Annotated in this window: 13 protein-coding genes; 11 read left to right on the forward strand and 2 right to left on the reverse strand. The window is 58.2% G+C overall.

Going from position 1 to position 14,788, the window contains the following annotated elements; translation table 11 throughout:
- Positions 1 to 46: 46 nt before the first annotated feature.
- The gene (moaA, locus tag ACHZBF_RS01760; RefSeq protein ID WP_037375115.1) at positions 47 to 1,078 is read right to left on the reverse strand and encodes a GTP 3',8-cyclase MoaA; all 1,032 of its coding nucleotides are present in this window, start codon (positions 1,076 to 1,078) and stop codon (positions 47 to 49) included.
- 306 nt (positions 1,079 to 1,384) lie between these two features.
- Here moaA and ACHZBF_RS01765 point away from each other — a divergent pair, with 306 nt between their 5' ends.
- The 10 genes from ACHZBF_RS01765 (at position 1,385) to ACHZBF_RS01810 (ending at position 11,922) form a co-directional block, all read left to right on the forward strand.
- Positions 1,385 to 1,903 (forward strand): DUF3305 domain-containing protein, encoded by a 519-nt coding sequence (locus ACHZBF_RS01765; RefSeq protein ID WP_029133276.1) that lies wholly within the window; start codon positions 1,385 to 1,387, stop codon positions 1,901 to 1,903.
- Positions 1,900 to 2,511 (forward strand): DUF3306 domain-containing protein, encoded by a 612-nt coding sequence (locus tag ACHZBF_RS01770; RefSeq protein ID WP_321527488.1) that lies wholly within the window; start codon positions 1,900 to 1,902, stop codon positions 2,509 to 2,511. The genes ACHZBF_RS01765 and ACHZBF_RS01770 overlap by 4 nt, the downstream gene beginning before the upstream one ends.
- Positions 2,508 to 4,130 (forward strand): 4Fe-4S binding protein, encoded by a 1,623-nt coding sequence (locus ACHZBF_RS01775; RefSeq protein WP_321527489.1) that lies wholly within the window; start codon positions 2,508 to 2,510, stop codon positions 4,128 to 4,130. The genes ACHZBF_RS01770 and ACHZBF_RS01775 overlap by 4 nt, the downstream gene beginning before the upstream one ends.
- A 94-nt stretch (positions 4,131 to 4,224) precedes the next feature.
- Positions 4,225 to 4,890, forward strand: coding sequence for a TorD/DmsD family molecular chaperone (locus ACHZBF_RS01780; protein ID WP_321527490.1), 666 nt, complete (start codon positions 4,225 to 4,227; stop codon positions 4,888 to 4,890).
- Between the two features lie 41 nt (positions 4,891 to 4,931).
- Positions 4,932 to 5,141, forward strand: a complete 210-nt coding sequence (locus tag ACHZBF_RS01785) for a twin-arginine translocation signal domain-containing protein (RefSeq protein WP_321527491.1) — start codon at positions 4,932 to 4,934, stop codon at positions 5,139 to 5,141.
- A 94-nt stretch (positions 5,142 to 5,235) separates the two neighbouring features.
- The gene (locus ACHZBF_RS01790) at positions 5,236 to 8,070 is read left to right on the forward strand and encodes a formate dehydrogenase subunit alpha (RefSeq protein WP_321527577.1); all 2,835 of its coding nucleotides are present in this window, start codon (positions 5,236 to 5,238) and stop codon (positions 8,068 to 8,070) included.
- A 16-nt stretch (positions 8,071 to 8,086) separates the two neighbouring features.
- Entirely contained in the window at positions 8,087 to 8,716 is a 630-nt protein-coding gene (fdh3B, locus tag ACHZBF_RS01795; protein WP_029133273.1) for a formate dehydrogenase FDH3 subunit beta, read from the forward strand.
- A gap of 184 nt (positions 8,717 to 8,900) precedes the next feature.
- Positions 8,901 to 10,001, forward strand: coding sequence for a formate dehydrogenase subunit gamma (locus tag ACHZBF_RS01800; RefSeq protein ID WP_321527492.1), 1,101 nt, complete (start codon positions 8,901 to 8,903; stop codon positions 9,999 to 10,001).
- Complete coding sequence (locus ACHZBF_RS01805) at positions 9,998 to 10,639, forward strand: hypothetical protein (RefSeq protein WP_273438902.1); 642 nt, start codon at positions 9,998 to 10,000, stop codon at positions 10,637 to 10,639. The genes ACHZBF_RS01800 and ACHZBF_RS01805 overlap by 4 nt, the downstream gene beginning before the upstream one ends.
- A gap of 14 nt (positions 10,640 to 10,653) precedes the next feature.
- Entirely contained in the window at positions 10,654 to 11,922 is a 1,269-nt protein-coding gene (locus ACHZBF_RS01810; RefSeq protein ID WP_321527493.1) for a (Fe-S)-binding protein, read from the forward strand.
- A gap of 187 nt (positions 11,923 to 12,109) precedes the next feature.
- Here ACHZBF_RS01810 and ACHZBF_RS01815 read toward each other — a convergent pair whose 3' ends face one another.
- Positions 12,110 to 12,316 carry a hypothetical protein gene (locus ACHZBF_RS01815; protein WP_321527494.1) on the reverse strand — a complete coding sequence of 69 codons (207 nt, stop codon included), beginning with the start codon at positions 12,314 to 12,316 and terminating at the stop codon, positions 12,110 to 12,112.
- A 107-nt stretch (positions 12,317 to 12,423) separates the two neighbouring features.
- On the opposite strand from ACHZBF_RS01815, the gene ACHZBF_RS01820 reads away from it, so the two are divergent.
- Positions 12,424 to 14,721, forward strand: coding sequence for a TonB-dependent receptor (locus tag ACHZBF_RS01820; protein WP_321527495.1), 2,298 nt, complete (start codon positions 12,424 to 12,426; stop codon positions 14,719 to 14,721).
- The last annotated feature ends 67 nt before the right edge of the window (positions 14,722 to 14,788 follow it).

Genomic DNA, 14,788 nt, shown 5'->3' on the forward strand with positions numbered 1-14,788 from the left:
ACGTTACGGAGGGCCGTGCGTTGATTCACATCACCAGATTTTACGATCAGCCGCCGGTGGCGTTCATGTGTCTGAATAGCACAGGTTGACTGGTGAGATCGAAATCGTGACCTTTGGGTTTTATATTCATGGATTCTCGTATGGCGGCGCGCAACGGTGCATCATCCAGCGGATGTGCACGCAGTACCCGACGCAGATCCATGGAGTGTTCCTGACCGAGGCAGAGCAGCAATCGGCCTTCGGCTGTCATACGTACCCGGTTGCAACTGTCGCAGAAGTTGTGGCTGTGGGGAGAGATAAAGCCCACCCGGGTCTCGCTGTCGCTGATCCGGTAGTAGCGTGAGGGACCACCGGTGGTTTCCGTCGTGGGCAGCAGGGAGTACACCTGTTGCAGATCCTGCAGAATCTGGTCGCTGGAGTAGTAGGCCTCGGCGCGATCATGCTCGCTGATTATCCCCAGGGGCATCTCCTCGATGAAGCTGATGTCCATGCCGCGCGCCTGGCAGAACTGCACCAGATCCACCACCTCGTCGTGATTACGGTGTTTCAGAATCACCGAATTGATCTTGATGCGCCCGAAACCGGCATCCAGCGCGGCATCGATACCATCCAGGGTGCGTTGCAGCTCACCGGTGCGGGTGATGGCGTGGAAACGGTCCGGTTGCAGGGTATCCAGGCTGATATTGATCCGGGTGACACCGGCCGCCTTGAGTGCTTTGGCATATTTCGGCAGCTGGGTGCCGTTGGTGGTAAGGGTGAAATCGTTCAGGCCATCCAGTTGGCCCAGCGACTGAAACAGATGAATGATGTTCCGGCGGGTCAAGGGTTCGCCACCGGTGATGCGGATCTTGTTGACCCCCAGTTCGACGAATGTTTTGCCGATACGGTAGAGTTCTTCCAGGGTCAGCAGCTGGGAGCGGGGTACAAACTGCATCTCCTCCGACATACAGTAGACACAGCGCAGGTCACACCGGTCGGTAACCGAGATACGCAGATACTTAATCTCCCTGCCAAATCGGTCGATCAGGCCCTGACGCTCTGTCGTAGCACTGCTGCTGATGTACTCTGACTCATCCATAACCACTCCTCAAGGCAAAGTGTAGAGTCAGCTCCGAGCAAATACCATACCTAATTACTAGGGTTATTGCTCCATGCGGCCGCCGGTCAAGTTGTCCCGGTGGTCCTTGTTTGTCCGGTGGGACAACTGGTGCCATTTGTCCCAATGTCCAGGTTTAGCTGTGACATTTTGCCGCAATTTTCATTGCATTTAGTTCGTTGGCTGGTCTGGCAGTTCCACTTGTCCTTGATTAAGAGCGCTAGCAGAGCGGCTGGTATGTTCTTTGCGTTGGAGTTCTGACGGAGAGTGGATACGAGGCGATGTGTGATGTCCGAGAAACCTGTCGACGATCTGAATGGGCCGGCGCCAACCGATTTCTCACTGTCGGTAGTGATGCAGCGATCACCCGCGACAAGTCCCTGGCAAACTTATCTGTGGGAGGCAGTCGGCGTCACCGCCGCCCCGTGGGAGGCGGCGCCGCAGGCGGTAAGCCTGGTGCACCAGCAGGGTGAGATATGCCACTACCTGTACAGTGGATTCCGCCTGCAGCTGCATGCCGATGAGTGTGAGAGCTATTACCACAACCTCTGTTCCCCCACGCCCCGCTGTTTTGTGATGGCCCGGGAGAACGGAGAGGGCACACCGGTCCCTTTTCTGCTCAGCCTCAGTTTCGATCAGGCCAATGCCTGCGAGGAGGTTGACGAAACCGTCTACGCGGTTGCCATGCCGCCGGAGCTTTATCGCTGGTGCGAGCTGTTTGTGCTGAATCACTTTGTGCCGGAAAAAAGGCAAAAGCGCCGTTTGACGGATTGGCGCAAGGAGACTGGCGGGAGTGCGGCGTTATGAGTGGACGTGAGAAGGATGCCGTGGATAGTCAATCACCCGGCGGTTTTATTTCCCGCTGGTCCCGCCTGAAGCGGGCTGCTGCATCACCGCCCCAGGCGGTCGCGGAGTCCTCTGAGGCGTCGCTTCCCGAGGAAGTTTCGGAGCAGCCACTCACGGATGCGGATATGCCGCCCCTGGAATCTCTGGACGAGACATCCGATTACACCGGTTTCCTGTCGGAAAAGGTGAGCGAATCGTTGCGCCGGCAGGCGTTGCGTAAGCTGTTTCATCAGGCGGCCTTCAATGTCCGGGACGGCCTGGATGATTACGATGACGATTACACCAGTTTTACCAAACTGGGAGACGTCATCACCGCGGACATGCGGCATCAGCTGGCCATGGCGGAGGAGCGACTGAAAGCGGCTATGGAGTCGGGCCAGACAGATCCGGCAATTGCCGCTGCGGAAGAGCGGCCCCCGGTCCCGGGTCAGGAATCGGAACCCGAGGCCAGGGGGCAGACTGCCATGACCCATGACGATACCCATCCCCGTGGCAGCGGGGCGAATGATTCGATTTCTGCGGCCAATGGCCAACCTGGCTTAACAACGGACGATGGAACGGCATCATGAGTGAGCAGATAACCGATACCATCCGGGTGCGCAACGAGCGAGCCCGCGCAGCGGCCCTGGCCGCACTTGCCGGCGTCAAGGTCGAGGCCACCGACCTGATCGAGTTTCAGTCCCGGGGCAGGGTGGTGATCATCGGCGGAAACGAGGCGCTGGAGTTTGCCAGCCGGTTGCAACCGCCGTTACGGGCGCAGGTGCTGTTGACCGAAGGTGAAGAGCTGCCCGGCGTACCGGTAATCCCGCAGGCAGGGCGGACATTGCGCATTGACGGGCATCTGGGGGCGTTCCGGCTACAGTTGGGCGAGCCGGGCAAACCCAATGCCGAATTACTCACGGCGGATCTGATCCTGGATCTGGAAACCGAACCGCAGCTGGACATGCCGATGAAGCCGCCGGGTTATCTCTGCAGCGGTACCGATGAGCCCAGTCTGGAGCAGGCGGCTGAACAGCTCAGGGACCTGGTGGGTACTTTCGACAAGCCACGCTACTTCAATTACGACGCCTCGATCTGTGCCCACGGGCGTTCCGGGCAGATCGCCTGTACCCGCTGTATTGACGCCTGTCCGGCCGAGGCGATCAGCTCGCTGATCGAAAAGGTCACCGTGGATGTTCATCGCTGTCAGGGGGGTGGTGTTTGCGCCACCGTCTGTCCCAGTGGCGCCATCCGCTACAGTTACCCGCAACCCAGGGACACCCTGGAGCAGGTCCGTCTGTTACTCAAGACCTATCGGCAGGCGGGTGGACTGAATCCGGTCCTGGTGATCAGCGCAGATACCGACGGCGCGCCGCCGCCACTTGAACCCCACCTGATCCCGCTTGAGGTCGAGGAGTTGGCCAGCGTCGGACTGGAGACCTGGCTGAGTGCGTTGGCCTATGGCGCCGAATCGGTGCTGCTGCTTGATCGGGGGGCGATGCCGGAGCGCGTGGGGGAAGCGGTTAAACAGCAGATTGGGAGCGCTGGAGAGATACTGGCGGCCCTGGGTTATCCGGATAGCGCTGTTCGGCTGGTCGATGAGCAGAGTCTGTCGGCTGATGTCGAGAACGCACAGGTAGCGATCACTCCAGCCAATTTTTCTGCCAATGGCGGTAAACGACAGGTCGCCTACATGGCCATCGATCATCTGTTCGAGCAGTCCACACGGGCCCGTCCGATGGTCAATCTGACGGTGGGTGCACCCTTCGGTACCGCCCAGGTGGAGGCGGATGCCTGCACACTCTGTCTTGCCTGCGTCGGTGCCTGCCCCGGCAGGGCGCTGCTGGCGGGGGAGGATGAACCTCAATTGCGTTTTATCGAGGCCAACTGTCTGCAGTGCGGTATCTGTACCCGGACCTGTCCCGAGGATGCCATCTGGATCACCCCAAGACTGCTGTTCGATCGGGAGGAACGCAACCGGATACGCCTGCTGCACCGGGAGCCCCCTTTCTGCTGCAGCGAATGCGGCAAGCCCTTTGCCACCCGGTCGGTTATTGAAAACATGTTAAAGAAGCTGGAGGGTCACTGGATGTTCCAGGACAGCAAGGCTCGCCACCGGCTGACCCTGTGTGAGGATTGCCGCGTGGTGGATATCGTGCAGGATCCCCAGGCCATGGCCCAGGGAGTAAAGGGCGAAACACTCCAGTGAGCGGTCGGGTTTGGTTGTTTTACGCCTTATCGGTCACTTTTTTACCGGGCCTGTTGGCCCGTCCATTGCTCATAGCTACTACGAGGAAGATGTGATGGCGAATCAGGTCGAAGCTATGCGGACAGAGTTATTGGAACAACAATCACAAACCAATACCGCCACGATCTCAGCGGGTGACAATGAGCAATCTCCGGAGCAGCGCTATCGTGCCGGTGCCTATGGATTGCTGGCTTCACTCTTGAGCCGCCCACCGGATCAGGAGCGGCTGGATTGGGTGTCCGGTTTTGCCCCGGTCGAACAAACCGGCGATGAGATGGCCTTGGCCATGTCCATGCTGGGACTGGCGGCCACAACCTGTCGACCCGAAGCCATTGATGATGAATACCACGCGCTGTTTATCGGCCTGGGCCGGGGCGAGCTGGTGCCTTATGGCTCCTGGTATCTCACCGGGTTTCTGATGGAGCGGCCACTGGGACGCCTGCGGGATGACCTGGCGGCATTGGGGTTTCAGCGCGATCCCGGGGTACACGAGCCGGAAGATCATGCGGCGGCCTTGTGTGAGGTGATGCAGTTGCTGATCAGCGATGCCGTACCACACAACCGTCAGGCAGATTTCTTCAATACCCATATGGCCGATTGGTGTAAGCGTTTTTTTATTGATCTGAGTGAGGCGCGATCCGCCGTGTTTTATCGTGCGGTGGGCCGCTTCGGTATTGCCTTCATGGAGGTAGAGCGGCGTTACCTGTCCATGCAGGTCTGATGGAACCCTTAATCTTTTTGTCCCCTGCGGGAGGAGTTGCAATGAAACAGGATCAGAAAAAGCACCTTGATAGTGAACGACGGAAATTCATCAAGGGTTCGCTGGTGACCGGTGTGGGCGTGGCAACCGCTACGGTGTTGCCGGGTGTGGTGGTGGCGACTGAAGAGGATTCTCCCGATCAGCCAAAGGAGCAGAAGGGCTATCGCCTGACCCCGCATATCCTTGAATACTACAAAACCACGGCAAGTTGATCGGCACCCAACGCCCAGCAGGGGGAATGCAATGAAACTGACAAAGAGATCCGACCAGATACCCGCGCAGCCGGGCAACGACAGCAATAGCGGTATGGCGTCCGGCAGGAGTGCCATCAGTCGTCGCGCATTCCTGCGCAACTCTGGCCTGATGGCCGGTGGTGCGGTACTGGCCAGTAGCTACACGCCCGGCATGATCAAGCGGGTACAGGCCGCCGAATCGGCAACTGCCGGAGAGGTGCAACAGATAAAGACCATCTGCACCCACTGCTCGGTCGGCTGCGGCATTATCGCGGAAGTCGAGAATGGCGTCTGGACCGGCCAGGAACCGGCCTTTGATCATCCCTTCAGTCACGGTGCCCACTGTGCCAAGGGCGCCTCGGTACGGGAGCATGGCCATGGCGAACGGCGCCTGAAGTATCCCACCAAGCTGGTGGATGGCAAGTGGAAACGCATCAGTTGGGATGAGGCGATCAACGAGGTCGGCGACAAGATGCTGCAGATCCGCGAGAGTTCAGGGCCGGACTCGGTCTACTGGCTCGGCTCCGCCAAGCACAACAATGAACAGGCCTACCTGTTCCGCAAGTTTGCCGCCCTGTGGGGTACCAACAACGTGGACCACCAGGCCAGAATCTGTCACTCCACCACCGTAGCCGGCGTCGCCAATACCTGGGGCTACGGGGCCATGACCAACTCCTACAATGACATCCATTTTTCCCGGTCCATCCTGCTGATCGGTGGTAATCCGGCCGAGGCGCACCCGGTCTCGTTACAGCACATCTTCCGGGCAAAAGAGCGCAACAATGCGCCGCTGATCGTGGTTGATCCGCGGTTCACCCGCACCGCCGCCCATGCCGATCAATATTTGCGGCTGCGTCCCGGCACGGACGTGCCGCTGATCTGGGGCATGCTCTGGCACATCTTCCAGAACGGCTGGGAAGACAAGGAGTACATCAGTCAGCGTGTCTACGGCCTGGATGAGGTGAGGAAAGAGGTCGCCAAGTGGACGCCGGATGAGGTGGAGCGGGTGACCGGTATACCGGAACACCAGGTGTTTGCCGCCATCAAGACCATGGCGGATAACCGACCCGGAACCCTGATCTGGTGCATGGGAGGGACTCAGCACAGCATCGGTAACAACAACACCCGTGCCTACTGCATCCTTCAGCTGGCATTGGGCAATGTCGGTGTTGCCGGTGGCGGCACCAATATTTTCCGCGGTCATGACAATGTGCAGGGGGCGACCGATCTGGGTGTCCTTATGGATACCCTGCCGGGTTATTACGGACTCTCCGAGGGTGCCTGGAAACACTGGGCCGGCGTCTGGGATCTCGATTTCGAGTGGTTGAAGGGGCGCTTTGATGACGGCACTTATGCGCAGGGCAATGGCAAGGAAGTGAGTCAAATGAACGCGGCCGGCATCCCGGTTTCACGCTGGATTGACGGCGTGCTGGAGGACAAGGCGAACATCGCACAGAAAGACAACGTGAAAGCGATGGTGCTCTGGGGGCATGCCCCCAACAGCCAGACTCGTGGCAAGGAGATGAAGAGTGCCATGGAGAAACTGGACATGCTGGTGATTGTCGATCCCTATCCCACGGTTTCCGCAGTGATGCACGACCGCACGGATGGGGTCTATCTGTTGCCGGCCTCAACCCAGTTCGAGACATCCGGCTCGGTCACCGCATCCAACCGTTCACTGCAGTGGCGGGACAAGGTGATTGAACCCATGTTCGAGTCGCTGCCCGATCAGACCATCATGTACAAGTTCGCCAAAAAACTCGGTTTTGGCGAACAGTTGGTGAAAAACATCCAGCTCAATGGCGAAGAGCCACTGATCGAGGACATTACCCGTGAATACAACCGGGGCATGTGGACGATCGGCTATACCGGTCAGAGCCCGGAACGGATGAAAAAACAGCAGCAGAACTGGGGTACTTTTGATTACGATACGCTGCTGGCAGAGGGTGGCCCCTGCGACGGTGAACATTACGGGCTGCCCTGGCCTTGCTGGGGAACTGCCGAGATGGGACACCCGGGAACGCCGAACCTCTACGACACCAGCAAGACGGTGGCGGAGGGCGGACTGACCTTCCGCGCCCGCTTTGGCGTGGAGCGTAATGGCGAGAGCCTGCTGGCCAATGGTTCCTACTCCAAGGGCTCGGAAATCAAGGACGGCTATCCCGAGTTTACCGATGAACTGTTGCAGAAGCTGGGCTGGTGGAATGACCTGACGCCGGAGGAGCAGAAACAGGCGGAAGGCAAAAACTGGAAGACCGACCTGTCCGGAGGCATTCAGCGGGTTGCCATCAAGCATGGCTGTTCGCCGTTCGGTAATGCCAAGGCGCGTACCGTGGTCTGGACCTTCCCCGACCCGGTGCCGATTCACCGCGAGCCGCTCTACACCAGTCGGCGTGATCTGGTGGAGAAGTATCCCACCTACGAGGATCGCAAATCGTTCTTCAGGCTGCCCACTCGCTATGCTTCGATTCAGGCGAAGGATTATTCCAAGGATTATCCCCTGATTCTCACCTCGGGGCGTCTGGTGGAGTATGAGGGCGGTGGCGATGAAACCCGCTCCAATCCATGGCTGGCGGAGTTGCAGCAGGAGATGTTTGTGGAGATCAATCCGCGCGATGCCAATAACGCGGGGATCAAGGATGGTGATGACGTCTGGCTGGAGGGTGCCGAGGGTGCCCGGCTGAAGGTGAAGGCCCAGGTTACCCGTCGCGTCGCCTCCGGAGTGGCCTTTATGCCATTCCACTTTGGCGGACATTTCGAAGGCAAGGATCTGCGTTCGAAATATCCCGAGGGTGCCGATCCCTATGTGTTGGGTGAGGCATGTAACACGGCCATGACCTACGGCTATGACTCGGTGACCCAGATGCAGGAGACCAAGTGTAGCCTGTGCAAGATCAGCAAAGCGTAGACAAGAGGATAAGACGATGGCTCGAATGAAATTCTATTGTGACGCTGAACGCTGCATCGAGTGCAACGCCTGTGTCACCGCCTGTAAAAACGAGAACGAGGTGCCCTGGGGGGTGAATCGCCGCCGCGTGGTGACTATCAAGGATGGCGAGCCGGGCGAGCGTTCGCTCTCCGTCGCCTGCATGCACTGCTCCGATGCGCCCTGTATCGCGGTCTGCCCGGTGGATTGTATCTACGATACCCTCGACGGCGTGGTGCTGCATAACAAGGACATCTGTATCGGTTGTGGTTACTGCTTCTACGCCTGCCCCTTCGGGGCACCGCAGTTTCCCCAGGAAGGGGCCTTTGGGTCGCGTGGCAAAATGGATAAATGCACCTTCTGTGCCGGTGGTCCCGAGGAAGACCTCAGTGCCGAGGAGCGGCGCAAGTATGGCTCCAACCGACTGGCCGAGGGTAAGCTGCCGCTGTGTGCCGAGATGTGTTCCACCAAGGCCCTGCTGGCCGGTGATGCGAATGTGATCGCGGATATTTACCGTGAACGGGTCATCAACCGGGGAGCCAGCGTGCTGAACCGGGGGGTTTCCTACCAGAATGCCGCATTCCGTGCGTCACGCGGCATGGAGGGCAAGAGCAGCATGAAAAAATAGGCTATATCCCGGTTACCTGTCGCATTGGAGTATTTTTCGCAGGAGTGGCGCCAGCCGTGAAATTCGCGGTTGAAGCCGCTCCTGCGGGTGGGTTCTTCAAGCCAGGTCAGATCGGGATAAGTGACAGCGCATCCACCACGGCATCACTCCGTGGTGTTCCGGAGCATGACAGCAGGAGAGAATAATGGGCAGGGTCTTGTTCCCGCAAAATGTGGCAGATGCAATGAAGGGCGGATGGTTGTTTCTGCTCTGCGTGTTGATGTTATTGCCGCTTGTGACGTCCACCGCCGCCATGGGCGCGGAAACAGCCGAACAGGCACAAGCCATACCGGTCCCCAATCCAAGTGCCGATCTGTGGCGGGAAGTGCGCCAGCGTGATGGGATCTTGGTGGGCAAGACTCAGGTGGCGGGTGTGGACAGCGGGGCCCTGATCAACCCTTATGGTGAAACCTGGCGTAATTTCCGCATGCAGCAACTGATCCCCTATAGCGGTTATCTGCTGGTGGGGATGCTGCTGCTGTTATTGCTGTTCTTCGCCATCCGGGGCAAGGTGAAGGTGAATGCCGGGATGAGTGACAAGAAGCTGTTTCGTTACAGCCTCTATGAACGGATGATCCACTGGTTCATCGCCTCGGTGTTCCTGTTTCTCGCCCTGACCGGTCTGATACTGCTGTTCGGCCGTTCACTACTGATTCCCTGGATGGGGCAGGAGCTGTTCTCTCTGCTCGCCTCCGCCAGCAAGGAGGGGCACAACCTGTTCGGTCCGGTATTCGTGGTGGCGCTGTTGCTGATCTTTATCCGCTTTGTCCGGCGTAATATCTATCAGAGGGGTGATCTCACCTGGCTGCTGAAAGGCGGTGGCATCATCGGCAAGGGCCACGTGCCGTCCAATTTCTTCAACATGGGTGAGAAGAGCATGTTCTGGCTGCTGGTGCTGTTGGGTATCGTGATCATCGGTTCCGGGCTGATACTGGTGTTCCCGCTCTTTGGCCAGACACGAGTGACCATGGAACTGGCTCATCTCTCCCATGCCATCACCACGCTGCTGATGATCCTGGTGATCATGGGGCATATCTATATCGGTTCGGTGGGGATGGAAGGGGCACTGGATGGCATGACCACCGGATATTGTGATCTGAACTGGGCGCGTGAACATCATGCCCAGTGGGCCGAGCGCTGTGAGCAGGAGGGACAGGTGGTATCAGAGGCCGAGGTATCCCGGTTACGTGGAGAGTCGTCCGGCGGTCATATCCCGCCGGCTGGGGCACAGGAGTCCGGGCAATGATCGGACAGCTGATCGACGGACCGCTCTGGTACTTCTCCCTGGGGGTGTTCTGTCTGGGTGTGTTATTTCGTTTTTTCACCATCCTGCGGGCCGGCCTGAAGCCGGATCTCGCCGTACCCCGCGCAGGTGGGGCGGCCGGCGCCCTGCGTAACCTGTTCACCCGCTTTGTTCCCCGGCGGGATGTGGCGACGCGCGGCCGGCTGACCCTGGTTGCCGGTTATCTGTTTCACCTGGGGTTGTTTGCGCTGCTGTTTTTCGCCCGTCCCCATGTGGATTTCTATGCCGAACGGATTACCGGCTTTGACTGGCCGGCGCTGCCTTACTGGGCCTTTATCATCAGTGCGGAAATTGCCTTCATCGGTCTGCTGCTGCTCTGGCTGCACCGTTTGTTGCATCCGGTGACCCGGTTGCTCTCAACAGCCGACGACCACATTGGTACCGGCCTGGTATTCCTGGTCATGCTGACCGGTTGCCTGGCCCTGGCGCAATCTTTTGAACCGTTGCGTCTGCTACACCTGTTTCTGGCTGAACTTCTGTTGATCTATTTCCCGTTCAGCAGCCTGATGCACACCTTCACCTTTGTGTTCAGCCGCGGTTATACCGGCGCCATCATGGGACGCAAGGGCGTCAACGCCTGAGAGCGGGAGAGATCATGGAACATGACTTTGCAAAAGGGGTGGAAGAGCTGGGTCGCCAGATCGATTCGAGAATTGCCTCCTACTTCTCTTCCTGCGTTCACTGCGGACTCTGTGCCGAGGCGTGCCTGTTCTATACTGAGACCGGAGACCCGCGTTACACACCGATCTACAAGCTGGAGCCGATGCGCCGGCTGTGGAAGGAGCAGCACACCTTCTGGGGCAAGTTTGCCGTCAAGCTGGGCTTGAGCAAGCCATTGACCGAACAGGACTTCGCCGACTGGGAGGAGCTGGTGTATGACAGCTGCACCATGTGTGGCCGTTGTTCCATGGTCTGTCCGGTCGGTAACGATATCGCCTACATGATTCGCAAGGAGCGGGAGGGTTTCTCCACGGCTGGCTACTCGCCAGTCGGTATGCAGGAGGCGACCCATCGCGCCCTGACTATCGGTAGCCCGATGGGCGTGACGCTGAAGACGCTGAAGGCGGCACTGGCCCACGTCGAGAAGGATACCGGCCTGAAGATACCGATGGATCAACAGGGTGCGGACTACATGACCCTGTTTTCGTCCATGGAGATCGTCAACTTCCCGGAGTACATCGAAAGTGTGGCACGTATCTTTGATGCCGCCGGTGTCTCCTGGACGATTAGCAGCGAGGCGTTTGAGGCCACCAACAGCGGCATACAGATTGGTAGCCACGAGGCGGCCGGGGAGTTGGTCAGCCGGGTGGTGAACGCGGCCGAATCACTGGGTGTTAAATTTGTGATCAGTCCCGAGTGCGGGCATGCGTACAGTGCGATTCGCTGGGAGGGGCCGAACCTGATCGGGCGGCCCTATAAATTCGAGATAATTCATATCCTGGAGCTGCTGGACCAGTTGCAAAAGGATGGGCGTCTGCAACTCTCCGGTCACACGGATACCCCGCTGACCTTCCATGATCCTTGCCAGATCGTGCGGCGTGGCGGCGTGGTCGGACCACCCAGGGATCTGCTGGGCAAGGTCGCCAGCGGTTTTGTCGAGATGGCCGACCACGGGACGATGAACTGGTGCTGTGGAGGCGGTGGCGGCGTCAGCGCCAATGAGCGTGCCGAGGAGTTGCGCCTCAAGGTGTTTGATCGCAAACGCAAACAGCTTGAAGAGCTGGGCGTCAAGACTATGGTCACCGCCTGCGCGAACTGTCGAATCGTACTCGAGGAAGGGATCGAAGATCGTGACATGGATGTTGAAGTGATTGGGCTGACAGAACTGGTGGCCGAGTATCTCACCACCAAATCGGCACAGTGAACGGGTCGGCAAGTGTATTTCAATACAGCAATGCTAGCTGCCGCTTATTTGTACGGCTTTGGTATAACCTCCACCCCGGAGCATCTTCATCACCCGGAACGGGGCACGCTTGTTGGAAGGTCAAGCTGAAGGTGTAGCCCCCCCTTACCCGCATCAGTACCAGGGTAGGACCATATCAATATTGGAACTAAATGCGAGCCCTGAGCCAAGGGTTCTTGTCCGACCTGTCGTGGTCGATTGTGTTGAGCCTGCCTGAATCCTTTTTGGCAATATTAGATGCCTGATTGATCCCCATCCAAATACTGCAAATCACTTGAAGCTCTATGTCATATGGCACACTCGAGGTGTTCATATTTTGTTTTTGATATATGGGCTGATTGAAGTTGATATTCATCAACCTCTCCATTATCGAAGTCGATAAACTGCCGCACGCGTAACTATCAATGCAGTGCCAGGCGATGAGGGTGCTGTACAAAAACCGGAATCGGGAGAATAAGCAGGATGAACAACAATCACGGGATACTTCACGCTCCGCCCTATACCAAACGCTTACTGGTCCTAGTAACAGCCTGTCTGATCCAGGGTGGGGCCCTGGCTGAGGAAAAATCGGAAGCTCCAAGCATTACGGTCACTGCGGAACCCATTGTGGACGGTGAAGCTCCCGACCGAACAGCTGTTGATGCCGCCGTGGTGAAACGCTCGCGAGCCGCCACCAGCGATACCGCCAGCCTGTTGGAAAATGTTCCCGGTGTGACGACCTACGGTGCGGGTGGTGTCTCCAGTCTCCCGGTGATCCACGGTCTGGCGGATGATCGTCTGCGTATCAAGGTGGACGGCATGGATCTGATCTCGGCCTGTGGTAACCACATGAACCCGCCACTCTCCTATATCGATCCAACCAGCGTCAACAATGCCCAGGTGTTTGCCGGTATCACCCCGGTCAGTGTGGGTGGTGACAGTATCGGTGGTGCGATCCTGGTCGACTCACCGGAACCGGAATTTGCCCAACCAGGGGCTGGCCTGCTGCAGAAAGGGGAGGTGGGTGCCACCTTCCGCAGCAACGGGAATGTGCGGGGCGGCAATGTGAAGGCCACCCTGGCCAATGAGAGCATCAGCCTCACTTACCGTGGTTCCACCATCAAGGCAGATGACTACAAGGCAGGTGGCGCCTTCAAGTCGGCTGGTCCCGCGGCGGCTGGCCGGGACTGGCTGGATGCCGATGAGGTCGGCTCTACTTACTACGACTCCACCAACCATGCGCTGGATCTTGGGCTTCGGAATGGAAATCACCTGTTTGAGCTGACGCTTGGCTTGCAGGACATCTCCGACCAGGGATATCCCAATCAACGCATGGATATGACCGGCAACGACAGTACCCAGATTAATCTAGGTTACAAAGGGGAGTTTGACTGGGGTAGTCTTGATGCACGTGCCTACCGCGAGCATACCCGGCACAAGATGCAGTTTGGTGACGATAAACTCTTCTGGTACGGATCCAATGCAGGTGCCCCCAATCCCGATGGCGTGCCCTGCACGCCGAGTCCAGGGATGAATGGTTGCGCTGCTGGTATGCCGATGGATACCGAGGGTGATAACAGAGGGCTGACTATAAAGACGGACATTGCCCTGTCGTTACGGGATATGCTGCGGGTCGGTGGTGAGGTACAACGTTACCGACTGGATGACTGGTGGGAACCTTCCGGCAAGGGCATGTGGCCCGATACCTTCCTGAATATCAACGATGGCCAACGCGATCGCCTGGCACTGTTCGCAGAATGGGAGGCCCAGTGGGATCCGCAGTGGCTGACCCAGTTTGGCGTGCGGGGAGAGCGGGTGAGCATGGATACCGGTGAGGTTCAGGGGTACAACGCGACCTACGCTGCTGAAGCCGCAGCGTTCAATACGGCCGATCGTGACAAGACCGACAATAACCTGGACCTGACGGCGCTTGCCCGCTTTACACCGGACCGGAATCGCTCCATCGAATTCGGTTATGCCCGCAAGACCCGCTCACCCAACCTGTATGAACGCTACGCCTGGTCGACCGGTGGTATGGCGATGCGCATGATCAACATGGCTGGTGACGGCAATGGCTATGTAGGCAATCTTGACCTGGAACCTGAGATAGCGCACACCCTGAGTGCAACCTTTGACTGGCATGCAGCCGATGGTGAGGACTGGGGCCTGAAACTGACCCCCTACTTCACCTATGTTGATGACTATATTGACGCGAAGCGTTGTAGCTCGGCCAATTCGAACTGCGGAGCAGCCAACCAGACGGCGACGGATGCCTTTGTCTACCTGCAGTTTGTTAACCAGTCGGCCAGGTTGTACGGTCTCGATATCTCCGGGCACTATCCACTTGCCAAGGGCACCCGGTTTGGCCGGTTTACTGCCCGCGGTGCGTTGAGCTACGTGCGTGGTGAAAACCGGGATACCGGTGACAATCTCTATAATATGATGCCGTTGAATCTCAAGCTGGCGGTTGAGCAGCAGTATGGCGGCTGGACCAACTCCCTGGAGGCTGAACTGGTGGATAACAAGTCCGATGTCTCCAGTGTCCGGAACGAGCTGGAAACCGACTCCTACGCTCTACTGCATCTGCGTAGCAGCTACGAGTGGAAACAGCTGCGCCTGGACCTGGGCGTGGAGAACCTGTTCGACAAGTTCTACAACCATCCCCTGGCTGGCGCCTATGTGGGCCAGGGCAAGACCATGTCCGGGACCGGTGTGCCCTGGGGTATTGCAGTACCGGGCATGGGACGTTCCCTGTATGCCGGGGTCAATTACAGCTTCTAGACCTGCAGGCTTGTTGGACAGAAAAAGCGCCGGCATCAGCCGGCGCTTTTTTTGGATGGCGGGTATT

Origin of the sequence: Sedimenticola selenatireducens, from assembly GCF_963675335.2 — a bacterium.
Classification (GTDB): Bacteria; Pseudomonadota; Gammaproteobacteria; order Chromatiales; family Chromatiaceae; genus Sedimenticola; species Sedimenticola selenatireducens.

Bases quoted from the DNA above. Each gene is read 5' to 3' on its own strand.
- ACHZBF_RS01810 (WP_321527493.1), top strand. From the start codon at position 10,654: ATGGAACATGACTTTGCAAAAGGGGTGGAAGAGCTGGGTCGCCAGATC.
- ACHZBF_RS01820 (WP_321527495.1), top strand. From the start codon at position 12,424: ATGAACAACAATCACGGGATACTTCACGCTCCGCCCTATACCAAACGC.
- ACHZBF_RS01780 (WP_321527490.1), top strand. From the start codon at position 4,225: ATGGCGAATCAGGTCGAAGCTATGCGGACAGAGTTATTGGAACAACAA.
- fdh3B (WP_029133273.1), top strand. From the start codon at position 8,087: ATGGCTCGAATGAAATTCTATTGTGACGCTGAACGCTGCATCGAGTGC.
- ACHZBF_RS01770 (WP_321527488.1), top strand. From the start codon at position 1,900: ATGAGTGGACGTGAGAAGGATGCCGTGGATAGTCAATCACCCGGCGGT.
- ACHZBF_RS01805 (WP_273438902.1), top strand. From the start codon at position 9,998: ATGATCGGACAGCTGATCGACGGACCGCTCTGGTACTTCTCCCTGGGG.
- ACHZBF_RS01790 (WP_321527577.1), top strand. From the start codon at position 5,236: ATGGCGTCCGGCAGGAGTGCCATCAGTCGTCGCGCATTCCTGCGCAAC.
- ACHZBF_RS01815 (WP_321527494.1), bottom strand. From the start codon at position 12,316: ATGAATATCAACTTCAATCAGCCCATATATCAAAAACAAAATATGAAC.
- ACHZBF_RS01765 (WP_029133276.1), top strand. From the start codon at position 1,385: ATGTCCGAGAAACCTGTCGACGATCTGAATGGGCCGGCGCCAACCGAT.
- ACHZBF_RS01775 (WP_321527489.1), top strand. From the start codon at position 2,508: ATGAGTGAGCAGATAACCGATACCATCCGGGTGCGCAACGAGCGAGCC.
- ACHZBF_RS01800 (WP_321527492.1), top strand. From the start codon at position 8,901: ATGGGCAGGGTCTTGTTCCCGCAAAATGTGGCAGATGCAATGAAGGGC.
- moaA (WP_037375115.1), bottom strand. From the start codon at position 1,078: ATGGATGAGTCAGAGTACATCAGCAGCAGTGCTACGACAGAGCGTCAG.
- ACHZBF_RS01785 (WP_321527491.1), top strand. From the start codon at position 4,932: ATGAAACAGGATCAGAAAAAGCACCTTGATAGTGAACGACGGAAATTC.